This is a genomic window from Orrella daihaiensis (assembly GCF_022811525.1).
Classification (GTDB): Bacteria; Pseudomonadota; Gammaproteobacteria; order Burkholderiales; family Burkholderiaceae_B; genus Algicoccus; species Algicoccus daihaiensis.
The window spans coordinates 2,412,700-2,436,856 of sequence record NZ_CP063982.1; the positions used below are offsets into that span (position 1 = coordinate 2,412,700).

Consider the following 24,157-nt stretch of genomic DNA (forward strand, 5'->3'; position numbering starts at 1 on the left):
TAAATATCGATATTCAAAGTTAATTTGTATGGCTTTTGGCTGAGGCTGACATGAAAAAAATAACAACAAACATCGCAACGACCGATTGCCTAATCGAAGTTCTCCCCCGAAGTAGCCGGTTGATCCTATTGCTTGGAATGGCTCTAATGCTTGCCGGTTGCGCTGGCACCAGAACCAACGACCCCGAGGCGATGAACAATCACCTCAACCAGTCCAACTATCAGGCGATCGCTGCAGCTTACTTAAAGGATGGCAAACCAAATTACGATGAGGATAATCTGCTCGATGCACTCGAAGCTGGTAAAGCATTCAACGACGCTGGCATGTGGGCACACAGCAAGCGCGCATTTGAAATCGCCAGCAGTCAACTGGCCTGGAAAGAAGACTCGGTTGACACCCCATCTGAAGTGATGAATTTGCTTGGAACCACTTTGACATCTAGCGCATTCGGCGCGTATCAAGGCAAGATTTTTGAAGGTGGGATGATCGATTATTACCAAGCCATCAATGAAATCATGATGGGCAATGAACAAAATGCTCGTGTTGATTTCAACCGCTTTGATGTGCGTATGAGTAATGCCGTTGCACAGTACGCAAGCTTCCGCGAGGAAGTCCGAGAAGAAAATCGGGCCGAAATGTCTCAAGAAAACGCCGGCTTGGCTAACAACACCTTCGACGCGGCTAGGGGGCAATTTATCGAAGGTGTCGCTAACGTAACTGGCAAACAACCTGACGCAAAAATTCGCATTGCCGCTGGTGAGTTTATGTCAGGGGTTTTTAGAGCCACTTCTTCCGCAAGCGCCGACAAAAACGCCAACAAAGTGACCTACCCCTTGAAGGCAGCTGCAAAAGCATCATCCACCAACGCTGGCGCTCAATTGGCCACACGAACCGCTAACCAGTTGCAAGCAACTGGATTCAAATCGAAGGGCAAAGTCTATGTGCTGTACGAGGACGGCAAAGGGCCCTCGTTTACAGAGTTTCGTATCGACCTACCTTTATTTCTTGTAAGCAACAAGGTCACCTATTCAGGCATCGCCTTACCCAAATTTCAGCCTGGTCAACCGGCGTTTGGGCGTCTGCAATTTGGCGGGACGCCATCAGTTGAAATGACAAATATCACCAACATATCTGGTATGGAGTTTGACGTTGCTTATCCGGGCATCGTGACCAAGGCCGTAGTCTCGACCGTTATCAAGACCGCAGCACAAGTAGCTGCCAATGCTGTGATCGACGAACAGACCAAAGATGCTCCGCTGCTAGGTGTACTCATGAAGCTAGGCATTGGAGCCGCACAGGCTGCCAGTACGCAAGCGGACGTTCGTGCATGGGCCAACCTACCCAACACGATACAGATTGCCGTAGTGAACAGGCCATCATCAGGTCAGTTAAGCGTTCAGTCACCTAATGGCACCAAAATTGCTGACATTGCGTTACCCAATGCAGACAATACACTCGTGTTGGTTAAAGCCTCGGGTGTAGGCGGCCTGCCTGCGATCTACATAAAAGCATTGCCCACTCAGCCGGAGCCGACACTGCGCGCCAGCCGCTGATCCCAGTCCAACCCACCAGACTCAACACTCAGGCTCGAATACACTCGAATAAACAATTGACCATTCAAGCAAAAGGATTCCGATGAAAGCCTCCCAATTAAAAAACATTCTCGCGATCTCAGTGATTGGATTGGGCGTATCAGCCTGCGGCAGTATGGATGTCGTTTCCAGTATTGGGGGTAACTCCAGCGATTCGACAGCGATGGATACATTTGGCTTGACGACCGAAGATTTCAACTACGCTGCGAATCAGGCGGTTGAAGAGTTTTTGGCTTCACCGGCATCCAATCGGGCAGATGGCCGTCGCTGGCGCGCCACCCTAGGCGAAGTGGTTAATGACACTACGTTTAAGATTGATACTCGAAGCATGACATCACGTATGCGTAATAAGCTCATTAATTCAGGCAAGTTCTCATTTTCGGGGTTCACCGGTCAAGACCGCACCTCATTCGTGGCTGATTCACGCCAACTGTCCAAGTCCTCCATGGTCGATCAGCGTACGGTGGCCAAGGCTGGTACTGTTCAAGCACCCGATCTTGAAATAGCCGGCGAAATTCGCCAGCGCACAAACGTCAGTGGCGATGGGAGCAGGCAACGCCTAGAGTACGAATTTGATTTCCGCGCAGTCGATGCCAATACGGGACAAATTGCTTTCTCTACGCTGATTGACATCAAAAAGCTAGGTTCGAACAAGAAATTTGCGTGGTAACTCATCGATCGGTTGACCAAAAGGACTTGATCATGCAACGGCGAATAAAACAACCAACGAAGCACTTGATGCCCTTCATGCAAACTGGGCTCGCGTTGGCTATCTTGTTGACTGCTCAATCGGCTGTGTGGGCACAAACCACCCCAGCTGCGCCTGCGCAGTGCACAGACACGAGGACCGCAACAGACATCGTTCGTGCTGAACTAGATACCTGGCGCGATTCAGCCCTTGGTCAAGCACTCGAAGCTCGATCCGAGCGCGGTGAAATCGTGCTTGCGGTTAGTGATCCCATCATGGTGATGTCACAAGCCACCAGCTCTGATTTCGGGAAATCGAGGGTGTTTGCTTACGACAAAGCGCTGTTAAACGCTCAGGCGAAGTTTATCAAGGAGCGTCAGACCCGGACCGAAACAGAACTGGCCACCAGCCGCTTTGACTCAGCGCCAGCGATGGACCAAATGCAGCTTCAGGAGCAAGAGCGCGAAGGCAGGCTGATGCGAATCGGTGATAAGTTGTTCGCACTAACGGAAGCGAAGCTTGATAATGCCTTGCGTGAGGAAGGTGTCGATGTCAACACCATAGAGAATACCGAGCCGAGCAAAAAGCTAGACATCTATCGAGAACGGGTTGGCCGCAAAAGCGTCACTACAGCGATGGGCCAAATTGCTGGCATGATGCCGATCGAGAACATTGAGGCACTCGACTGCAACGGTACCGCGGCGGTTGCTACGATCGCTGTCTATTCCGACAAAATGCGTCAGTTTGCTCAGGATGTGGCAGCGGGCAAACCTATTGTGGCTGATCCCGCAAAAGCCTCTGGCAAGACTCTAAACGCGACTATTCGAGAGGAAATCCGGGTCGGCGATATTCCGTTTATCGCTGGTTTACGAGTAGTCAACGACCAAGATGGCTTTCCATCGCTAGTCAGCTACGGGCAATGGGCATTTGTGCCGGCTGGCACCACCCCACAAGCGCGTGAACGAGCGAAACAGACAGCTTTGAATTTCGCTGAGGATGCAGCACGTTCGCAAATCGCTCTGTATTTGAAAGGTAGCATGTCGTTAATGGATAGCTCTAGCATAGATGAGCAGTCTAGCGAAGTGGCTACGATCACTCGTAGCGACGTCACAACCGAACAGGTAAGTGAAATTATTGAGCAACAACTGAGAACTGCGTCGGCCAAGGCAACCATCACGATCACTGGCGTGCGTGAGATTGGACAATGGGTTTTAGACCACCCAGATCTGCCTGGCGTACAAATGGTTGGCAAAGTACTGGCTTGGTCGCCGCAATATGCTGACGCGATTCGCTCTGCCACGGGAGACAGTAAGCGCCAGGCCATCAACCCGGTTGCCCAACCCCAACCGCCCCAAAACCCGAGCGACACTACAGTGCGCAAGAGCAAGAGTAAAAACAATGCAGCTGATTTCTAAGCACACAAAAAACTTCGGCGCCAAGTGGCTGGTTGCGCTCTGTGTTTTGTTGTCTGGGCCAGTTCAGGCACAAGTCACTGAAGCCACGATGACTGCAACTGGCAATGGTTTGTCGCGCACTGAGGCTGTTCAAGCCGCACTAGTGAGTGCCGCGGGACAAGCCTTTGGCATCAAACTGGATGCCCAAACTTCAACATCAAGCCTCGCGCTTGAAGCCAATGGCACTCAAGGCAATGAAAATGTCTATTTGTCTGCTCTAAACAAGGTAATCACGCAACGGGTCAATGCACCAAATAACAGTCCAATTCTGGGCTACTCGATTGACAACGTGTCACAAAACGGACCTTCGTGGGAAGCCACCGTCACTCTGCGTTATGCCAAGTTTGAACAGATTGGCCCTCCATCAGATCGTCGCAGCATGATTGTGGTCACACAAGAAAAAAAATTTCGTGACCTGTTAATCAACAATATCGAGCAAGCTTTGGTAGCTAGCCGGCGGTTTGACGTGCTCAATCGAGACAATCAGGCATTATTTGAACAAGAGAAAGCATTTGTGACCGGCTCTGATGCAGCAGCCGCAGAAGTTGCACGTCTGGGGCAAGCCAGCGGTGCAGACTATCTGGTGGTCGCAAGTTTTCCCAGTATGGGCATCAGCAACAATCAGCGCGAAACCATTCGATTAACGGGCGAAGTGCTGGTGCAAAGCTCAGTGAGCGGATCAGTTTCGATTGAGGTCATCGAGTTCTCTTCACGCAAGCTGAAGTGGTCTGGCACGGAAAAATTCTCAGCCACCTACAAAGACGCTACGGCGGTAGGTAACCAGGCGCTTGGCAAACTGGTATCAAACGCATCAGCCAAGCTCGTTGATCAGCTCGTTGATGCGATCTATCCGATTCGAGTAGCCAAAGTCATGGGTAAAAACATGGCCGTGATCAACCGTGGCTCCGCCTCTGTGAAGAAGGGCCAATCGTTTGTGGTGTTTCTCATGGGCGAAGAGATCAAGGATCCGCAGAGTGGCGAGTCACTGGGAGCCCTTGAAATTGAAATTGGCACCGCCAAAGTGATCAACACCAATCCGAAGTATTCTGTTGTGAAACTTGACGACGGCGAATTCGATGCCGAGTCAGATTATCTAGTCAGGCCTGTGCAATAGTCATTCGGATTGGCACATCAGTCTGACCGAGCATCAAGGAACTGTTCATGGAGCAACAAGACATGAAGTCTGGGGCTAGGCTTTATACGATCACTTTTTCGCTAGCCGCAGCTGCAATGCTCGCTAGTTGTGCTGCACCCGAACAACCGCCGCGGAGTCCCGTCAATGATCCCAATGCCCCGATGCGGGTATCAACTGCCCGCGTCAGCACAGCCCAGCCCGATCCGGTCGGCCAGCTCTTTAATGACGGGCCACGACAAGTTGTCACCTACTCAGTCAATACCGATCCGTTGTCGGTACTATTTCGCGATCCAGCGTTCATGGTCAAGCTTTCGCCAACCACGAATGATCAGCGTGATGAACTGGCGGCAACTTCTGCGGCACAACTAACGACAACGCCAACAGCTGAATCCAGAGCTACTGTCACGCCACTAGCGCCTACCAACCAGCTGAGTCCAAAGCCAGTGACTCGTGCGAGCATGGCACCCGCAGAAGCACCCCCAGTTCAGACCCGAACCATGATCGAACCACAAGCGGTTGAAAAAACCGCGGCATCGGCTCCTGAATCCATGACGTCAAGAGTCCCAGTACAAGCTGAGACTCAAGCAAGCATGTCCAGCCCAACAAGCCCCATGAGCGATGCGCCGTCGGTGGCTGTTGCGGCTGCCACTGCCACCGTACCGGTTGCTACCACCACTAAAGCCCCGTCCGCTGCGAACGCACCCGTTGCCCTTGATGGCCTGCAACAAAAGTCTGCCAGCTGGCCAATTGCGACCAAGCCTGCCAATGTCTTCGGTGCCAAGGGGCCAGACGGCAGTGCATGGCGTGGTCTGGTTTACAAATCGCCAGCCAAGACCCCGGTTAAAGCTATTGAGCCAGGCAAAGTTGTATTTGCCCAACCACTTCGTGGCTATGGCAACGTCATCATTATTGACCACGGTAAGAACTACACCAGCATCTATGGTTACAACGAGGCTCTGACCAAGAATGTCGGTGACACCGTGCGCAAGGGTGAGACCATTGCGTTGGTTGGGGATACGGGGCCGTTGGCTGATGAAGCGCTTTACTTTGAAATCCGCAAAGGCAGCGTACCAATTGATCCGTCGATCTATCTGGCTAGCAACCCCTAAGCCTAGTCGTCAGGGGCACAGCCACTGACACTGCCCGGCAGCGAATCGGGCCCGGCGATGCCGCCCGAGCCCAAGCTCAAGCCAGTCCATCTCTTTGATTTGTGCGGTCAGAACGGCGAAGTAGTTTTCTGGTTCGTTTTCGTCGGACAGCGCAGCATCATCGATATTAGGCTTGTCGGTTGCATCAGACGACTTTATCTCTGGCATTGGCTCTCCCGGCGGCAAGTACCCGAGATAGTCACTTGCTGCCCTGGTTTGTTTGACTATTTGCCAAAGCGATTCAACATAAGGTCCGTCGGTTTGAATCGACATGTCAGCACGAACGCGCAATTGCCATTGCAACTTCGCACTCCAAAACACCAGACATGCCGATGACTGTTCAACGAGTTCAGCCACTTTAGCGCTGCGACGATCGGTATATATTTCCAGCATGCCGCCACCTTCAACTTGCTTGGCCCTGCGTAGCACCACTGTTCTGGCGTTAACTATGCCGTTGGCGCTAGCCGTGGCCAATACCGGCGTGCGCCAGCCATGGTGGCGATCATGAGTAGCTCGCAAAAGCTCTTTCCAAATCTGCTGTTGAATTTCTTCAGGTAAGTGATATGTGGGTCTCATCTTAGAGAGTGTGCACAGTACTTCTGTGACAAAAGAATATTAGGTTCAAACCAAATACGCTGTAACTCAAATACTCCTCAGGCAAACAAGGCTGACGTTCGTTTCTTGATAATCAAAGGGAAGACTGCTATGCGCCATAGACATTTCAGCCATGGTTTTAACACTGAGTGTACGTTAAATTAGAACATTGACTGTCTTTCAGAGTGCGCTATGGATACGCTTGGTTGCATGGCGATATGCCCCTGCGGCGGTAAACTGAAATACAGGAGCCACCTTGAAATCTGCTGACCTACTCACATCTGCACACACTGAATCAATCCAAGCCATATTAGATAAGGTTGAGTCAAGCCCACTCGGGCTTGATGAGTCTGTAGCTCAAGCCAGACAAAAAACATTTGGGCCCAACCAGCTACCCGAGGCAGTCAGCCCGAGCATTGTTAGCATCTTTATTCGGCAATTTAAAAGCCCTCTGATTTATGTCCTACTTTTAGCTGGCGTTATATCACTGGCGATTGAGGCGTTTAGCGACGCGGCTTTTATATTTGTCGTGCTCCTGATCAATGCTGGCATTGGCCTGTTCCAGGAATACCGTGCTGAGCAATCAGCCCAGGCGTTAAAGAGCTTAGCCGCTGGTCATGCCCTTGTCTTGCGTGGCGGTGAAGTATTTGACGTTGATGCACGCATACTGGTGCCAGGCGATATCGTGCTCGTAGAGTCAGGCGCCAAAGTACCCGCAGACCTGCGCTTGATCGATTCGCATGACTTAAGTGTCGATGAGTCGGTGCTCACTGGTGAGTCAGCTGTTGCCCACAAAGATGCCACGCTTTCACTAACAGCCGAGACACCACTAGCTGACCGGGACAACATGTTGTTCGCTGGCTCCCTGGTTAACACCGGACGAGGCCGTGGTGTGGTCACTGCTACCGGATTGAATACTGAACTTGGCAAAATTGCGACTTCGGTGCTGGGACGTGTAGCAACCAAAGCACCGCTGATTGTGCGCATGGAGAAATTCACGCACCGGATCACTATCGTCACTGGCCTGGTGTGCGTTTTATTGGTGGGGATCTCTGTTACTCAAGGCGCGAGTTTGACCTCAATGCTGCTTTTGGCGGTCGCCCTTGCCGTATCAGCCATTCCAGAAGGGCTGCCCGTGGCACTGACTGTGGCGCTTTCTGTTGGCATGGAGCGCATGGCCAAGCGTGGTGTGATTGTCAGACGTTTAGTGGCTGTCGAAGCACTTGGGTCGTGCACATACATTGCGTCAGATAAAACAGGTACCTTGACCGTCAATCAGCTAACTGTTCGACAAATCCAGTTTCCCGAACAAGATCAATGGGGGGTTTCAGGCGAGGGTCTCGAACCCGAGGGAGAAATAAGGGCAACGACTAGCCTAGATCAAGCCAGCGCTGATCTACTGGTCAGTAATCTTGCACAAACCATGACGTTACCCAACGAGGCAGTTCTATCACAACGCGATGGGCAATGGGAAGGCCATGGAGACAGTGTTGATCTTGCATTATTGGTCTTCGCACATAAAGCCGGTGTCAGTCCTACACAATGCCTAAACAAGTGCCCAGAGTTTGCAATGATTCCCTATGAATCTGAGCGACAGTTTGCAGCAAGCTTGAATCTGGTGGATGGCCAGCTCAAAGTATTTGTCAAAGGATCCCTCGAACGACTCTTGCCCATGTGCAACACCATGCGCTGCGCCGATGGCGAGAAAGACATCGATCCACAAACGATTACGCAGCAAGCCTTTAACCTCGCAGCACGCGGTTATCGGGTTTTAGCAGCTGCCAACGGACTTCTCGATATAGAGGTCAACGCAAACGCTAGCCATGAACTGACAACAGAACAACTTCAAGGACTTTGTTTTGTGGGGCTTGTAGCAATGAGTGACCCACCTCGACCAGAGGCTGCCATGGCTGTCGCCAATTGCCGGGCTGCTGGCATCACGGTGGCCATGGTCACGGGCGATCACCCACAAACCGCCTTGGCCATCGCTCGCGAAGTTGGGTTTGCGGATAAGCCAAACGAAGTAGTGACTGGCACGCAACTACAAGAAGCGGTCAGTGCAGGGCAAGATCAATTCGATGTCTTGTGCCGAGGTGCACGGGTGTTTGCGCGGGTTGAGCCACAACAGAAATTACAGATCGTCGAATCGCTGCAGCGGCAAGGTCACTTTGTTGCGGTCACAGGCGATGGTGCCAACGATGCCCCAGCGTTAAGAGCAGCTCAAGTGGGTGTAGCCATGGGCATGCGTGGCACGGATGTCGCCAAAGAGACCTCGGACATCGTCATTACCGACGATAACTTTTCTTCGATTGTCGCGGGCATCGAACAAGGCCGACTAGCCTACGCCAACGTCAGAAAAGTGATTTTTCTGCTGATTTCAACCGGAGCGGCTGAAGTTATTCTGTTCGCGCTGGCACTGATGGCTGGCTTGCCACTGCCACTGCTGGCGGTACAGTTACTTTGGCTCAATCTGGTAACCAATGGTATTCAGGACATCGCACTCGCCTTTGAACCAACCGAAGGCAACGAACTGAGACAACCGCCACGCCCCCCAAATCAAGGGGTGTTTGACAAAGTCATGCTGCAGCGCATGTTGCTCTCGGCAATTGCAATGGGCACGGTCGCGTTTGGTACATATTATTGGTTATTGAAGGCAGGCTGGAGTGTAGAAGGTGCACGCAATCTGGTGCTCTTATTAATGGTGATGTTTGAGAACCTTCATGCGTTTAACAGCCGTTCTGAAACCCAATCGGTATTCACCATGAATCCGCTTAAAAACAAATTATTGCTTTTTAGCGTCATCGCGGCGCAGTTACTACACGTAGGTGCCATCTATACGCCGGGCCTAAACGAAGTGCTTGGCCTACAAGCTATCAATTGGCAAGAATGGGCAGCGATGCTGGTCATCGCCCTGTCTCTTGTGCTGGTTAATGAGGCCTATAAAGTATGGCGTGTGAGCCGCACCCAATCATTGCCTTAACCTGAGCGACCGACTATTTACCTTGCTCCTCACTAGTGAGCTTTGAACGATTCACTGTCGTTACCATCCTCGTCGTCCTCTAGCGCCTGTAGATCAGATATCAACATTTGATAGAGTGCCCGCATCTCAAAATCGAGCTCAAGGTGCCAGGACTCACCAAGCTCATTGATGATGGGTGCAATTCGACTGTGGGCATCGGCAACTGCCTCTTGCACAAACTCAGGCAATACCGCAGGTGCCACACCGCAAAGCAGGTGCATATCATTAGCCGACACCACTTGAGCGTAGATCACGTCGCCCTCTTCAAGCATATCCACTAGCACTTGTGCATACACTTGCCTTTTTTGCGGCACGATCAAGTCTTCTAGAATCACAAAGGGGCCTGGGCCAACGGCGTTGACCTTAAAAAAGCTGTAGGGTGCTTGCGCGGCCGCCTCAATAAACTGACGCTCCTTGACCGACAGCACCAGGTTGGCAGCCGGACTGTCTGGACCATCTGCGCCATCCACCGAATTCATGAACATGATGGCAATGGGCGGTAAAGCTATCTGAGGCTCATCTTCATCCTCATTCGCCATTTCATCGTCATCTAGGGAATCAGACAGGATCTCGTCGATGTCCTCATTGCTTAAGACTTCAATCTCTTTGAACGAGTTGTGATCACTATCGTCGAGTTCGTTTTCTGGAAAATCTTTAACGCCCGCGAGCATTTCTTCGAGTCCGGCTTCAAGAGCAGACTCCGACACATCACGACGCCAATAGAATAATGCCCACGGAAAGAAATGTAACGCAGGCTCAGGATCCTCCAGATCCATCGTTATGCTTTCATACAGATTGAACTCATCCCAGGCCTCATCAAGTATCTGCAGCTCACCTACCTGCTCGATGTAATCGAGCAGCCGCGACTGTAATGTGACTTGGGTGTCAAAGAGTTCCTCGTGTGCAGCGACAGAAGCAGGGTCGAGTTGAGATTTCATAGCAGATATCCAGACAATGACTTGGCAGATGTTTGATTGTCGCAGATGTGGTCTGTGATGCAATGCCTGATGGATAGTGGCATTGACACCTCAACGTTTGTTAACGGCTTCTGAATGGCTTATCAACGTTATGGATACTCTGGGTCTGTTGCAATAAATCAGGTAAGGACATCAAGTAGTTGATACAACGACAACGACTTACATAACCCGACACCACCACACAGTTACGCGCGATTCACAACAGTATGGTTGGCTTACGGCGTGTCATCACCACTGGCGAACCACTTGTGAAAGATTTCTCTTGGCGAGCACACCATTATCGACCTAAGCTAATGAGGATGATTTACCTGATGGTTAACCGAATAAGAGTTAGACGATGACCAACACAACCACCGCAACCAACGCAACCCCCACAAACGCTACCAATGTAACTGCTATCGGGCAAACCGAGATCCCCAGTCACCCACTGCCCTCGTACCTCAACCCCAATGACCTGGGTCCCTGGGGCACGTTCTTGCAGCAAGTAGATCGAGTAACACCCTATCTAGGCAACCTGTCACGCTGGGTGGAGACCTTAAAGCGGCCCAAGCGCATCCTGGTGGTGGATGTACCAATTTTTTTAGATAACGGTACGGTTGCTCACTTTGAGGGTTATCGCGTTCAGCACAACACCAGTCGCGGCCCAGGCAAAGGCGGCGTTCGATTTCATCAGGACGTGACCTTGTCTGAAGTGATGGCACTGTCGGCTTGGATGTCGATTAAAAACGCTGCAGTCAATGTACCTTATGGTGGCGCCAAAGGCGGCATTCGAGTCGACCCCCGCAAGCTATCGATCGGTGAGCTCGAGCGGGTCACTCGTCGCTACACCAGCGAGATTGGCATCATCATTGGCCCAAGCAAAGACATTCCGGCACCCGACGTCAACACCAATGAAAAAATAATGGCCTGGATGATGGACACTTATTCCATGAATCAGGGCACTACCTCAACCGGTGTAGTAACTGGCAAGCCAATTGACTTGGGTGGCTCACTCGGGCGGCGTGAAGCCACTGGCCGTGGCGTCTTCACCGTTGGGGTGCAAGCAGCTCAACGCATTGGTTTGCCGATTGAGGGTGCTCGGGTTGCCGTGCAAGGCATGGGTAACGTAGGCGGCGTGGCCGCCAGACTCTTCTCTGAAGCAGGCGCACGGGTGGTCGCAGCACAAGATCATGGTGGCAGCATTTACAACGAAGCTGGACTGAACATGCCCGCCCTGCTTGAGCATGTCAGCAAAACCGGTACGGTCGCAGGTTTTGAAGACGCTGAAGTGCTGGCCAACGAGGCTTTCTGGCAAACGCCTTGCGACATCCTGATTCCAGCGGCACTCGAAGGCCAAATTACCGAATTAAATGCTCATCAGATTCAAGCCCGCATGGTGATTGAAGGCGCCAACGGACCAACCACACCTCATGCAGATGACATCCTGAATGACCGCGGGGTCTTGATTGTGCCTGACGTGATCGCCAACGCCGGTGGCGTGACCGTAAGCTACTTTGAATGGGTGCAGGACTTCTCGAGCTTTTTCTGGAGCGAAGAAGAAATCAACAAGCGCTTGGTGGACATCATGAAAGGTGCGCTTGATGCCATCTGGCAAGTCTCAGCTGAGCACAATGTGAGCCTCAGAACCGCTACCTTTATCGTGGCTTGCAAGCGTATCCTGCACGCCCGGGATCTGAGGGGCTTGTATCCGTGATCGGTGTCAGCTCAGTTCGGCTGTGAATAAAATTTTGCATCTTGCAAACAACATTGCAATCAGGACCGTTTAGCGCGTAAAGCTCCGTTCTTCAGTCCGAGTGGGTAGTCAAGTACGCGATAGTGGCGTCGTACACGCCCTCTTACATAGCAAGGACTACGACGAGTTGCTTGGCCACGCGTTTTGCGGCAAAAGTTGGGAAGGCTTCGTGATTGAAAACATTCTGAATATGCTGCCCTCACCTGTTCAGGCGTTCTTTTATCGAACCACCAATGGAGCAGAGATCGATTGGGTGCTTGAGCTTGCGCCCAACAAATGATGGGCTATCGAAATCAAGGCAAGCCACCTCCCGAAATATGCTGCCCTCACCTGTTCAGGCGTTCTTTTATCGAACCACCAATGGAGCAGAGATCGATTGGGTGCTTGAGCTTGCGCCCAACAAATGATGGGCTATCGAAATCAAGGCAAGCCACCTCCCGAAGCTAGAGCGTGGTTTGCAGGCGGCGTGCGAAGATTCATCGTTCGCAGAAAAATTTGTCGTGTACGCCTGCAGCGATGAGTTCCCATTAAAGGCGGCGTAACGGTTACGTCGCTTTCCGGAATCCGGCATCGAGTCGGGCAACTGCGACGCACAATTCACAACCAATACACCACCGGCCTGTATCACGATAAAGCTTTCAGTTGGCTCGTATGACACCGCATGCGATTCGACTGCCCGCGTTTCCTGCGGGTTGGGTCATATGGTCATCCGGATCAGCGTGCACCACAATCGTGCGACCGAGAACATTATTTGCAGCACCACTGGCTAACGAGACCTGTTGACTTATGGTTATCAGAGTTGCTCGTCCATCCTGAGTGGCTACCAGATTGGGTAAGTCACCGGCATGACTGTGCGACGAATTCGGGCCGCCGTGAGGCATATCCTTGGGATTGAAGTGAGGTCCTGCGCTAGAAGCATCTGCTGTGTCACAGTCAGTGCCTTGATGCACATGAAATCCGTGAGCACTGCCCGGCTTCAACCCCTCGACCTGAGCATCAAACTGAATCCCATCATTCGTTTGCATCAGTTTCACCGTACCGCTTACCGAAGAGCCCGAGCGTGGCTCGAGCTGCGTGCTCGCCGTCTGAGCGATTGAATTTTGTGGCAAGTATGCAAACGCTGTTGTCAGCATAAGAGCCAGAGCACTTGAATAGTGCTTCATGTCATGCATGATGAGTACCTCAATTAGTGTTCATGTTCTGTCCTTGAATCATAAAGTAACTTAAAGTCACTTTGATTGAATCTCTTCACCGGGCCTAAAAAAATCTCTCGCCAGCCGACCAGACCTAGGTAGCTCTTACACCGAGACCAAGAGAAATTATTCATTTTTTTTCAGTAGGTTGAGCTACCCACGCGCCTAAAATTTTTTAGACAAATCGTGGCATTTCTAAAAAATGGGCTCGGATAGGAACTAACTTAACCACCAAAATAATCGAGCGGATCCAGCATAGAGCGTGACGCACTCGACACTACAGGTTCCACAGAGCAACCAGCTACCACCTCAACACCACAGGCCCCACGATTCGGCCTACGAGCCCAGCCAACACGATGCCAGTTGTATACCAGATGGCGATAAAGGTCAGTGACGTCTCGGGACAAGCAAAGGAATAACCCAGCGCACCAATAGCACCGGCAAGCAATCCGGCTGCAAATCCTGTTGCTTTCAGATCAGTGGGCGCCAAGGCTCTGGCTGCATAGAGTAGTAATGCCAACCCTGGGATCGATAAGCCCAACACAAACCACGGGCAAACCAGCCAAGTCTGTCCAAATATAGCTTGGACTCTTAAAGACTCTGGTGTGACCATCAGGTAAACAAACCCAATGCCGGCCATGCAAAACAAGGTCGCAAGCGGCCACCTGACAACTGCCTTAACCGCCACCCCAGGTCGATACAGGCGATCTAACAGAAACACCAGCGTGAATGCTAACGTTAATCCATAAATGAACTTAGCCCAAATCACCGGCAATAAAAAGTCGTGGCTCGGCAAAAAACCCATCATAGTCACACTTAAAGAGGCGCTAATGGTAAGACCGATGGCAATTGGCCATGTCAATGCCTTGGCAACCGCTTGGACGTCAACAGGCTCGGCATTGGTAGCTAAGAGGCGAATCAGGTGGGATGTTTTCATGGGTGGATCGCTAGGACTTAATCAATTCATACAAACGTTTCATGCCTCGGTGCACATTGACCTTAATCGCAGACACTGACGTGTCCGTCTTTTTGGCGGCTTCTTTAACTGTCAGGCCGTGCAGCTTGGTCAACTCAATCGCCGTACGCTGGGCGGCAGGCAAACGCTGTAACAACACACTCAAATCATGCTCAGTGCCAACCTCAGTCTCGTGAACCACCAAAATCTCGTCGACATCATTAATGTCAACATGCAAGCTAGCGGTTCGCTCATGCCGTCGCCAGAAATCGATCAACTTGTATTTGCCGATCGCCAGTATCCAAGCTGTCACGGCATAAGTTTTGTCATACGTTGCGCGCTTGACATGAATCGCCATCAAAGTCTCCTGTACCAAGTCTTCCACTTCTGAGGGCATGGCCCGCAAGCGCCTGGCGAAATAACCGCGCAAGCGCTGAGCCAACAGTCCGAGAGCCTGCTCGTAAGCCGCGTTGTCACCAGCTAGCGCCGACAACCACAGCGGCTTAAGCTTAAGCTCGAAATCGGCTGGCCATTCAGAGGGTTGCGTCGTCTTATTCGTCAAAAGATTGCCAATGGTTACAACACGGTTAGATTTCGTTTTTTTGAGTTTGTCCTACTGCACTGTAACCAAATTTGGTACGCGACCGAATAATTGCCAATCATTGCGTACATGGAAACCTACGTCATGTTGAGTCGAACTTGCAAATCCAATCACAAACCTACCGTTTCGATCGCCGCGCTAACACTAGCGATGGTGGCCAGCGCAAGTGCTGCGACAGCTCAATCAATCGAGCTACCGCTGTCACCACAGCACTGGCAAGAAGTCAGGCTAGGCGAAGACATCCGTCCAAACAACTTTAAATTTCAGACCACAGACAACCAGCCCTTATTACGGATTGAATCAAACGCCAGCATGTCTATGATGGCCATACCCATCGATATCGACCTCACTAAAACCCCAGTACTGTGTTGGCGCTGGCGGGTTAATAGAGTGCTCGACAAAGCCGACATGACTGAACGCTTTGGCGACGACTATGCGGCAAGGTTGTATCTAAGTGTCGCTATCCCGGAAAGCGAACAAAGCCTGGGGCTGAGACTTCAACTTGGTCTAGCACGCTCTATCTGGGGTGATCAGGTGCCTGATGGCGCCATCAATTACGTCTGGGACAACCGCCAACCACCCGGCACTACGATACCGAATGTTTACACTGACCGCGTCACGATGGTGGTAACTGAGTCAGGTGACAGCAAGACTGGCCAGTGGGTGCAACAACGCCGTGACGTACGTAAAGACATCGCGCGGCTTTTCACACCATTGGCTAAACCAGTGCAAATTGCCCTCGCTGCTGATACCGACAACACCGGTGAAACAGTCATTGCCGAATTTGCCGACATCCGGTTTGTGTCAGTACAAAGTCAATGCGAGGTAAGTCCTTAACCCGAGCTTGTCACCTCGCACGTGTAACCTGCACTTGTAACCATTCCCGCGCCATGATCGAATAGTCAGACAGATGTCTAAAAGGATCCCCATGAAGTCCACCCTCCCGTTGTTACTGAAGACTGATTTCCCGGCGATTAACCGCAAGGCATTGCAGATCCTACAAGTCAATCTTGGGTATCTGTGTAACCAATCCTGTGAGCACTGTCATGTCAACGCCGGTCCCAACCGTACCGAACTCATGGATAAGGAGACGATTGATCTGGTGTTAAAGGTGCTAGACAAGCACCGAGTCGAACTGCTCGATTTAACCGGTGGCGCACCTGAGATGAACCCTCACTTTAGGTATCTCGTCGTTCGCGCCAGAGAACGTGGGGTCACTGTCATGGATCGCTGCAACCTGACGATCCTGTCTGAACCAGGTCACGAGGATCTTGCTGAGTTTCTAGCCAGACACCAAGTCCAAGTCACTGCTTCCATGCCATGTTATTCACCAGCTAATGTCGACAAACAACGCGGCCAGGGTGTGTTTGATCGTAGCATCAGTGGGCTACAGGCACTAAATCGCTTGGGCTATGGCATCGAAGGCTCTGGTCTGGAACTGAACCTGGTCTATAACCCCTTGGGACCGAACCTGCCGCCCCCACAAGCAGCCCTTGAGGCCGACTATAAGCGTGAGCTCAAATCGCATTTCAATATTGACTTCACCCGTCTCTTTACGATCACCAACATGCCGATTCAGCGATTCGGCGCGGTTTTGTTAAGCCAAGGCCAGTTCGAAGGCTACATGCAGTTGCTCAAAGGCGCCTATCGCCCAGAGAATCTCGAAACCGTGATGTGTCGTTCATTATTCAGTGTGGACTACCAAGGCTACCTCTATGACTGCGACTTTAACCAGATGTTGCAATTACCGGCTGTCAGCGGCACTGGTGATCGATCCCACTTGCGCGAGTTGCTTACCCGCGACGAGCTCAACTGCCCAATCCGGGTTGCAGACCACTGTTATGGTTGCACGGCCGGCCAAGGCAGTAGCTGTGGCGGCGCACTCGAAGGGAGTGTCAGTGCGCCAACTTCTGAAGCTATCATCGAATTCCATCCCAGCTGAGGCAGATGGTGAATAAGCTCAAGCCCTGGCATCGATGGTTGCTGTTGACCACTATCGCAGTCTTGGGCTTTTGGATTTACCGATTATTTGATTTAGGCCAGCTGCTAACACTAGAGAGCCTTAAAAACAGTCGTAACCAGTTATTGGGACTGTACGCGCACCAACCTGCACTCACCTTCAGCATCTACTTTGCGATCTATTTAATTGCCACGGCCGCATCATTTCCCGGTGCGGTCATTCTGACCTTGGCTGGCGGAGCCTTGTTTGGTTTCTGGTTAGGTTTGTTGGTCGTGTCGTTTGCGTCAAGCCTAGGTGCTTTGCTGGCGTTTCTGTTGGCCCGATATTTTTTACACGATGCCGTTCAAAGTCGATTTACCAGAACGCTGACACCCATCAATGAAGGCGTTAAGCGTGACGGGGTGTTCTACCTCATGACTTTGCGTTTGGTGCCGATATTTCCCTTCTGGCTTGTCAACCTGGTCATGGGGCTTACGCCCATGACCGCCACGCGTTACTACATTACAAGTCAGATAGGCATGTTGCCAGGCACAGCGGTGTTTGTCTTGGCTGGCACACAACTAGCTGGTATCGAATCGGTTGGTGACGTGTTGTCGCCGGGTCTGGTTGCAAGTTTGGTGTTGCTAGGCGTGTTTCCCATCCTTGCCAAGTACTGCGTCAGTTTTTTAAAACGTAGAAAGATCTACGCACGTTGGCCCAAGCCTAAATCCTTTGATCGCAACCTCGTTGTAATTGGTGCGGGTGCCGGCGGCCTTGTGACAGCCTATATAGCAGCTGCTGTTAAAGCCAAAGTCACCCTCATCGAAGGCCACAAAATGGGTGGCGACTGCCTGAACTATGGCTGTGTGCCAAGCAAAGCCCTGATCCGTTCCGCCAAAGTAGCCAAAGGGCTTAGGCAAGCAACTCAGTTTGGTTTCAAGAACGTTCAGGGCGAAGTAGACTTCGCCGCAGTCATGCAACGCGTGCATAATGTAATTAAAGACATCGAGCCGCACGATTCGGTTGAGCGTTATACCGACCTTGGTGTCGATGTTCTTCAAGGCCACGCCATCATCACCTCACCGTGGCACGTTCAGGTAACGCTTGCCGATGGCAGCCAGCAAACGCTTACCACTAAAAATATCGTTATTGCCGCCGGTGCCATGCCCTTTGTGCCACCTATCCCTGGACTAGCTGATATAGGTTTTTTGACGAGTGACACCATCTGGAACCTCACTGAGCTACCCAAACGACTCGTCGTGCTTGGCGGTGGTCCGATTGGTTGTGAGTTGGCACAAAGTTTCGCGCGGCTCGGTAGCATAGTGACGCAGGTGGAAATGGCACCTCGACTCTTAGTCCGTGAAGACCCGGAAGTCAGTACGCAGATCGAGCAGTCGTTAGCAGCCGATGGCGTGTCTGTGCTAGTTGGACATGAAGCTATGCGCGTTGAAATCCGTGATGGCCAGAAGACACTTCTCGTTACACACGCACGGCCAAATCAAACCACCTACAAAGTAATCGCTCAACTAGCCGAACAACCCATTGAGTTCGATGAAATTTTGGTGGCTGTTGGCCGCAGCGCACGAGTGACTGGCTACGGTTTGGAGGACCTTGGGATTGAACTGACGGCACGCAAGACCATCCAGACCAATGCCTATCTGCAAACGCTCTACCCCAATATCTATGCAGTCGGGGATGTAGCAGGGCCATTTCAGCTGACCCACACCGCTGCCCATCAGGCCTGGTATGCCGCCGTCAACGCTTTGTTTGGGCAATTCAAGTCCTTCAAAGCTGATTATTCTGTGATCCCCTGGACCATATTTACTGACCCCGAAGTGGCACGCGTGGGCTTGTCTGAATCAGAAGCAAAGGATCAAGGCATTGCCTTTGAGGTCACCCGATTTGAACTGGCTGAACTAGACCGAGCAATTGCCGACGGCAGCACGACTGGCTTTGTAAAAGTACTGACAGTGCCCGACAAAGACAAGATACTCGGCGCGACGATTGTCGGTGAACACGCTGGGGATCTGCTCGCCGAATATGTGCTGGCCATGCGCCATGGACTAGGCTTAAACAAGATACTTTCCACGATTCACACCTACCCTACCTTGGCCGAAGCAAACAAATATGCCGCGGGCCAGTGGAAACGTACCCACGCCCCTCAAAGACTGTTAGCTTTGCTAGAGAAGTTGCACCGCTTTAACCGAAGCCGTGGATGTGACAGTGAACGCAATAGCAAGCATGGTCCTGATAATCCACGAACGCTTGACTCATGACACCAACGTTATCGATCATCATCCCGGCACTGAACGAGGCCAAATCGATTGACCACACACTGCAGTCTGCAAGGGCGTCAGTTCGTGCAACCGATCTGAATGTCGAACTGATCGTGGTAGACGGTGGCAGCACGGACGACACGATTAGTTTGGCAAAGCCGCTTGCCGATCAAGTCATCGAATCACCTCGTGGCCGTGCACGCCAAATGAATACGGGAGCTGCAACAGCCCAAGGTAAGTACTTGCTGTTTCTTCATGCGGACACCACACTGCCAGCTGATGCTGGCAAGCAACTAGAAGTCGTTTTTACTAGAAAATCAGCATGGGGCCGCTTTGATGTAAAGATTAGTGGGCAGTCCCGTATGCTGCCGGTCGTTGCGTTCATGATGAATACGCGGTCCCGACTCACGGGCATAGCCACCGGTGACCAGGCAATGTTTGTGCGACGAGATCTATTTGAGTCTATTGGCAGGTTTGCCGATCAACCGCTCATGGAAGACATTGAACTGTCCAAGCGACTAATTGAACAGGCCCGCCCCGTTTGTCTTAAAGGTCCGGTTCAAACCTCAGGCAGACGCTGGGAGTCACGCGGGGTGTGGCGCACCATTGCCTTAATGTGGCGGCTGCGTTGGCGCTACTGGCGAGGCGAGAGTGCTGATCAATTAGCGAAGGAATATCACTCATGGGTGTGAGCGAGGTCGCGCTGATCATTATGGCCAAGGCGCCTGTACCTGGGCTAGCCAAGACTCGGTTAATCCCGGCGCTTGGTGCCGAGGGGGCGGCATCACTTGCCAAACAATTGCTTGCGCACACCGTAAACACAGCAAGAAAAGCCAGTAACTTCAGTCACAAGGAACTCTGTGTTACCCCTAACACCGATCATTCAGCGTTTGCAGATCTTTGCTTACCGTTTACCTTGACTGACCAAGGCGAGGGCGACCTGGGTGTGCGCATGCAGCGTGCGTTTGAGCGAGTACTTGAGCAATTTGATGCAACCATCATGATCGGCACCGACGCACCAGCGATGACGACCGGACTGCTCGACCAAGCGGTCGATGATCTCGCCAACTACAACGCGGTGTTTGTGCCAGCGCTAGATGGCGGGTACACCCTGATTGGTTTGAAGCAAGTACTGCCTGAACTGTTTGTCGAGATACCGTGGAGTACCAATCAGGTCATGGCGATTACCCGCGAAAGGTTAGGTCATGCCAGCGTCCACTGGCATGAATATCCGCCTATGGCTGATATTGATGAGCCCCGTGATCTTATACACCTGCCAGCGGATTGGCTGCCATGAGGTGTCTTTCATGAAAAAACTTGTTCTCGTCGGCGCAGGTCATGCCCATGCGCTCGTACTCAATGCATGGCGACAAGCATCGAATCCCGGTGTCGAGCTAATCCTCGTGGCACCGATCATACAAGCGCCTTATTCTGGAATGATTCCTGGGTGGTTAGCAGGACAGTACCGGTTTGAAGAGACGATCGTAGATTTTGTGGGGCTTTGCCAACGAGCTGGCGCACGACTGATCAAAGCAGAACTCGTTAAGCTAGATCCTGACACCAAAACAATTGAGCTGTCTGGTGGTCGATCACTTACCTATGATTGGCTTTCAATCAATGTTGGGTCGACATTGCGACCACCTGAGATTGATGCTAACGACGTGACCATGCTGGCTATGCGCCCCCTCTCGACTCTACAGAGTCGTTATGAATCGTGGCTTACTGCTTGGCAAGCGCACGCAGATTCCTCGCCCTTGCATGTCACCGCGGTGGGCGGTGGCGCAGCCGGCGTGGAAAGTATTTTGTGTGTCAAGCACAGACTTAAACAATTGCGTCCAGACAGACCCGTACGAGCTCAACTCATCACACGTAGCACTACTATCTTGCCAGGGTTTAGTCCTTGCGCTCGTCGTCTGGCTCTAAAAACCCTGCAACGAGCCGATATCACAGTGCAACTTGGCACTGACTGGCACCAGGCAAGGGGCCAAAGCGGTGGCCTGATCATTTGGGCTACCGGGGCACAAGCCCATGACTGGCAGAATGACCCTATTTCACGGGGCAGTCTGCACACTGACAGTTCTGACTTTATTGTCGTTGATGAACACTTGCGTTCAGTGTCGCACCCTAATGTATTTGCCGTAGGCGACTGTGCCGCTTTGCCGATACCCTTACCGAAAGCTGGCGTGTATGCGGTGCGTATGGGTACTACTTTGAGCAACAACTTAAAAGCAGTCATCCACGGACACGCACTTTCGCCTTTCAAGCGCCGAGGCATGGCACTCGCATTATTAAACACAGCCAATGGCAGAGCCATTGCCTCTTGGGGGCCGCTTGGCTGGCAAGGCAATTGGGTCATGCGCTGGAAAGATCGGATTGATCGCGGATTCATCGAACGTTTGACTTGCGGTATTTAAGACAAGGAGTTTAAGCATGCTGGCAATTGTGGGTGGCACTGGTCTTTATGACCTACAAGGCTTGAAGATTAAAGACCGCATATCTGGTCAGACACCATTTGGGCAAGCCTCGGGGGACGTGCTCATCGGTGAGATCGGACAACACCCAATCCTGTTTCTGGCGCGTCACGGCAGTAGCCATCGGTTACTGCCACATGAGATCAACTACAGGGCGAATGTTTTTGCACTTAAGGCTGCTGGCGCCACCATGATGCTGGGGTTTTCTGCGGTGGGGAGCCTGCGCATGGAAATAAAGCCCGGTGATTTGGTCATGCCAGAGCAATACATCGACTGGACCAAAGCAGATCGGTTACGCACGTTTTTTGGGGGGGGAGTGGCAGCGCATATATCAACAGCCAAGCCCGTAAGCCCGAACCTGGTACAAGCTGTGGTTAACGCGGGTGGTCGAATCAACGAGCGCATCACGCGCGGTGCAACTTACATCTGTGTGTCGGGTCCACGTTTAGGCACCCAGGCTGAAAGCCAGTGGTTGAGACAAATGGGTGGCGATCTGGTTGGCATGACCAACATCCCCGAGGTGTTTTTAGCCAGAGAGGCGCAAATGGCATACGCCACACTTGGCATGGTGACCGACTATGACTGTTGGCTAGAAGATGAGTCACAGCACGTCAGTGCGTTGGGGATCTTCGAACTTTACGGCGAGACGCTTGCCAAGGCCCGCGACGTACTTGACAGCTTGTTGGCTCATGCCCTGCCTGAACCTGAAGCCACGATTCGTCAATCACTATCGCATGCTGTCCTGACTGCAGATGATGCGATCACGCCCGAGCAGCGACAGTGGCTTGATGTGCTCAGGCGCTGATTAGCCTTGCCCTATACTCATACAGGACCGGTATATTCACCACGGGCGGGGTAGTTCTTGCTAATGGAGAAATCGATCGCCATCATGAGATCGGTAAATGACGGACGCGCAAACGGCATGGTTTGTACCGCACCGTAATACAAGGTGCGATCTGGACGCACCAGAAACACCCCAGGTTCAGCAAAACGCTTAGGCTCTTCAATACCAATCGAGGTTTTACCGATGCCCTCAGAGATGTAGAGACCCCAAGCTTTGGCAGTCACCAATGGCAAAGCGTAACCAAACCTTAAGTTCGATGCGTTGACCTTATTGGCCATTTCGCGTGCTCTGTGCTCATCATCCGAAGAAATCGCAATCACGTTTACACCGCGCTCTTGGAGTTCTGGCAACAGTGCGCCAAGTTCCTTTAAGTACTTCACACACAACGGGCAATGCAGTCCGCGAAAAAACACCACCAGAGAAAACCTCTCAGGGTTGTCAGTGGCGAGGCTAAAGGCGCCATGGTCGAGTGTGGGCAACTCTAGGCTTGGGACTGCTTGGCGGGGGATCAACATCTCGGCGCTCCATCAGGTTACGTGTCATGGAGCTAGATTACGATACGATTGATACTTATTAGTATTAATATATTTGCTATTCATCTCAAAACGCCTATCCAATATAGTTAATCCATGGAACGCATCGACCGCCTGACAGCCATCTTCGAGCGCTTTGCACCACAAGTTCAGGTGCAGTTTGCAGACCGGCTCTTTGGCTCATCGAACTTCCCTGCAGATCAACCGATTGGCCACATCCATTGGTTGAAATCAGGTCAAGTTATCTTGCATAGTCATGGCACTGACAGCATGAGCGTTGACCAACAAAGCGTGATTTTTGTGCCGGGGCCAACAGCGCACACGATTCACTCTACTGAAGGTGCAGAACTGGTGTGTGCACAATTCGAATTTGGCCAGCGGTTTCGTAATCCACTGACACTGCTTGAGCCAGCCATTATTGTCTTGCCCGTTGCTGAAATCCCGGAATTAGCAGCGGTCCACAACCTGCTAATGGATGAGGCTTTTTCTGACCGGTGCGGAAAGTCATTGGCAGCTAATCAATTGCTGCAGTATTTTTTATTGGTATTGTTTCGTCATCTAATTAAAACCAACACAGTACCCGTTGGACCGCTCAAAGCACTCGGTGACGAGAAGATTTTGCGAGCCGTCACAAGCATGCACCGCGATCCAGGTAATGCATGGACGCTCGAGCACCTTGCGGATATAGCGACAATGTCACGTGCCACATTCGCACGACGGTTTCGAGACCTCATGGGCAAGACCCCTCTGGATTATCTGACTGATTGGCGCATTGCTGTTGCGCAGTCATTGCTGGCCCAAGGTAAACCGACCAAGTCAGTCGCCCATGAAGTCGGCTATTCGTCAACAGCGGTACTCACGCGAATTTTTACGCAACGGGTTGGAAATGCCCCTCGACAATGGCTGGCACTCAATCAGACACCGGTAACAAATCAAACGGCGACAATCCATCGAACACTGACCCAGACCAATCTTTAATATGGTTGTATTCAAACCAGGATCTTAA

22 protein-coding genes are annotated in these 24,157 nt (G+C 51.8%); 16 read left to right on the forward strand and 6 right to left on the reverse strand.

Annotated features, from left to right (window positions below):
• Window positions 1-146: 146 nt before the first annotated feature.
• From DHf2319_RS11130 to DHf2319_RS11150, 5 genes are all read left to right on the forward strand, one after another.
• The gene (locus tag DHf2319_RS11130; protein ID WP_243478423.1) at window positions 147-1,553 is read left to right on the forward strand and encodes a COG3014 family protein; all 1,407 of its coding nucleotides are present in this window, start codon (window positions 147-149) and stop codon (window positions 1,551-1,553) included.
• Window positions 1,554-1,635: 82 nt separating this feature from the next.
• A complete protein-coding gene (locus tag DHf2319_RS11135; RefSeq protein ID WP_243478424.1) occupies window positions 1,636-2,262 on the forward strand; it encodes a penicillin-binding protein activator LpoB in 627 nt (208 codons plus the stop codon).
• A 32-nt stretch (window positions 2,263-2,294) separates the two neighbouring features.
• Window positions 2,295-3,695 carry a DUF6844 domain-containing protein gene (locus tag DHf2319_RS11140; protein ID WP_243478425.1) on the forward strand — a complete coding sequence of 467 codons (1,401 nt, stop codon included), beginning with the start codon at window positions 2,295-2,297 and terminating at the stop codon, window positions 3,693-3,695.
• A complete protein-coding gene (locus DHf2319_RS11145) occupies window positions 3,679-4,848 on the forward strand; it encodes a hypothetical protein (RefSeq protein ID WP_243478426.1) in 1,170 nt (389 codons plus the stop codon). Before DHf2319_RS11140 ends, DHf2319_RS11145 begins: the two co-directional genes overlap by 17 nt.
• A 47-nt stretch (window positions 4,849-4,895) precedes the next feature.
• Window positions 4,896-5,978: a peptidoglycan DD-metalloendopeptidase family protein gene (locus DHf2319_RS11150; protein ID WP_243478427.1), complete on the forward strand. Its 1,083-nt coding sequence runs from the start codon at window positions 4,896-4,898 to the stop codon at window positions 5,976-5,978.
• Between the two features lie 9 nt (window positions 5,979-5,987).
• Here the strand turns inward: DHf2319_RS11150 and DHf2319_RS11155 are convergent, their stop codons facing one another.
• A complete protein-coding gene (locus DHf2319_RS11155) occupies window positions 5,988-6,593 on the reverse strand; it encodes a pyridoxamine 5'-phosphate oxidase family protein (protein WP_243478428.1) in 606 nt (201 codons plus the stop codon).
• A 274-nt stretch (window positions 6,594-6,867) separates the two neighbouring features.
• Between DHf2319_RS11155 and DHf2319_RS11160 the strand changes: the two genes are divergently transcribed.
• Complete coding sequence (locus tag DHf2319_RS11160; RefSeq protein WP_243478429.1) at window positions 6,868-9,591, forward strand: cation-translocating P-type ATPase; 2,724 nt, start codon at window positions 6,868-6,870, stop codon at window positions 9,589-9,591.
• Between the two features lie 32 nt (window positions 9,592-9,623).
• On the opposite strand, the gene DHf2319_RS11165 is transcribed toward DHf2319_RS11160, so the two are convergent.
• Window positions 9,624-10,568, reverse strand: coding sequence for a hypothetical protein (locus DHf2319_RS11165; protein ID WP_243478430.1), 945 nt, complete (start codon window positions 10,566-10,568; stop codon window positions 9,624-9,626).
• Window positions 10,569-10,944: 376 nt separating this feature from the next.
• On the opposite strand from DHf2319_RS11165, the gene DHf2319_RS11170 reads away from it, so the two are divergent.
• Together DHf2319_RS11170 and DHf2319_RS11175 are read left to right on the forward strand one after the other, a co-directional pair.
• Window positions 10,945-12,300 carry a Glu/Leu/Phe/Val family dehydrogenase gene (locus DHf2319_RS11170; protein ID WP_243478431.1) on the forward strand — a complete coding sequence of 452 codons (1,356 nt, stop codon included), beginning with the start codon at window positions 10,945-10,947 and terminating at the stop codon, window positions 12,298-12,300.
• A 100-nt stretch (window positions 12,301-12,400) separates the two neighbouring features.
• Complete coding sequence (locus DHf2319_RS11175; RefSeq protein ID WP_243478432.1) at window positions 12,401-12,619, forward strand: DUF4143 domain-containing protein; 219 nt, start codon at window positions 12,401-12,403, stop codon at window positions 12,617-12,619.
• Between the two features lie 358 nt (window positions 12,620-12,977).
• Here DHf2319_RS11175 and DHf2319_RS11180 read toward each other — a convergent pair whose 3' ends face one another.
• The 3 genes from DHf2319_RS11180 to DHf2319_RS11190 all read right to left on the reverse strand — a co-directional run bounded on the left by DHf2319_RS11180 (window position 12,978) and on the right by DHf2319_RS11190 (window position 15,049).
• On the reverse strand, window positions 12,978-13,511 hold the full coding sequence (locus DHf2319_RS11180) for a superoxide dismutase family protein (RefSeq protein WP_243478433.1): 534 nt from the start codon (window positions 13,509-13,511) through the stop codon (window positions 12,978-12,980).
• Between the two features lie 322 nt (window positions 13,512-13,833).
• Window positions 13,834-14,469: an NrsF family protein gene (locus DHf2319_RS11185; protein ID WP_243478434.1), complete on the reverse strand. Its 636-nt coding sequence runs from the start codon at window positions 14,467-14,469 to the stop codon at window positions 13,834-13,836.
• A 10-nt stretch (window positions 14,470-14,479) separates the two neighbouring features.
• Window positions 14,480-15,049 (reverse strand): sigma-70 family RNA polymerase sigma factor, encoded by a 570-nt coding sequence (locus tag DHf2319_RS11190; protein ID WP_243478435.1) that lies wholly within the window; start codon window positions 15,047-15,049, stop codon window positions 14,480-14,482.
• Window positions 15,050-15,172: 123 nt separating this feature from the next.
• On the opposite strand from DHf2319_RS11190, the gene DHf2319_RS11195 reads away from it, so the two are divergent.
• The 7 genes from DHf2319_RS11195 (at window position 15,173) to DHf2319_RS11225 (ending at window position 22,579) form a co-directional block, all read left to right on the forward strand.
• Window positions 15,173-15,925: a DUF3047 domain-containing protein gene (locus DHf2319_RS11195; RefSeq protein WP_243478436.1), complete on the forward strand. Its 753-nt coding sequence runs from the start codon at window positions 15,173-15,175 to the stop codon at window positions 15,923-15,925.
• 91 nt (window positions 15,926-16,016) lie between these two features.
• On the forward strand, window positions 16,017-17,030 hold the full coding sequence (gene arsS / locus DHf2319_RS11200; RefSeq protein ID WP_243478437.1) for an arsenosugar biosynthesis radical SAM (seleno)protein ArsS: 1,014 nt from the start codon (window positions 16,017-16,019) through the stop codon (window positions 17,028-17,030).
• 5 nt (window positions 17,031-17,035) lie between these two features.
• Complete coding sequence (locus DHf2319_RS11205) at window positions 17,036-19,303, forward strand: dihydrolipoyl dehydrogenase family protein (protein ID WP_243478438.1); 2,268 nt, start codon at window positions 17,036-17,038, stop codon at window positions 19,301-19,303.
• Window positions 19,300-19,995: a TIGR04283 family arsenosugar biosynthesis glycosyltransferase gene (locus tag DHf2319_RS11210; RefSeq protein WP_243478439.1), complete on the forward strand. Its 696-nt coding sequence runs from the start codon at window positions 19,300-19,302 to the stop codon at window positions 19,993-19,995. The genes DHf2319_RS11205 and DHf2319_RS11210 overlap by 4 nt, the downstream gene beginning before the upstream one ends.
• Entirely contained in the window at window positions 19,986-20,600 is a 615-nt protein-coding gene (locus DHf2319_RS11215) for a TIGR04282 family arsenosugar biosynthesis glycosyltransferase (RefSeq protein ID WP_243478440.1), read from the forward strand. The genes DHf2319_RS11210 and DHf2319_RS11215 overlap by 10 nt, the downstream gene beginning before the upstream one ends.
• A 10-nt stretch (window positions 20,601-20,610) precedes the next feature.
• Complete coding sequence (locus tag DHf2319_RS11220) at window positions 20,611-21,717, forward strand: FAD-dependent oxidoreductase (RefSeq protein WP_243478441.1); 1,107 nt, start codon at window positions 20,611-20,613, stop codon at window positions 21,715-21,717.
• Window positions 21,718-21,733: 16 nt separating this feature from the next.
• A complete protein-coding gene (locus DHf2319_RS11225; RefSeq protein WP_243478442.1) occupies window positions 21,734-22,579 on the forward strand; it encodes an MTAP family purine nucleoside phosphorylase in 846 nt (281 codons plus the stop codon).
• A gap of 17 nt (window positions 22,580-22,596) precedes the next feature.
• Here the strand turns inward: DHf2319_RS11225 and DHf2319_RS11230 are convergent, their stop codons facing one another.
• Complete coding sequence (locus tag DHf2319_RS11230) at window positions 22,597-23,133, reverse strand: peroxiredoxin-like family protein (RefSeq protein ID WP_243478443.1); 537 nt, start codon at window positions 23,131-23,133, stop codon at window positions 22,597-22,599.
• A gap of 114 nt (window positions 23,134-23,247) precedes the next feature.
• Here DHf2319_RS11230 and DHf2319_RS11235 point away from each other — a divergent pair, with 114 nt between their 5' ends.
• The gene (locus DHf2319_RS11235; RefSeq protein ID WP_243478444.1) at window positions 23,248-24,129 is read left to right on the forward strand and encodes an AraC family transcriptional regulator; all 882 of its coding nucleotides are present in this window, start codon (window positions 23,248-23,250) and stop codon (window positions 24,127-24,129) included.
• The last annotated feature ends 28 nt before the right edge of the window (window positions 24,130-24,157 follow it).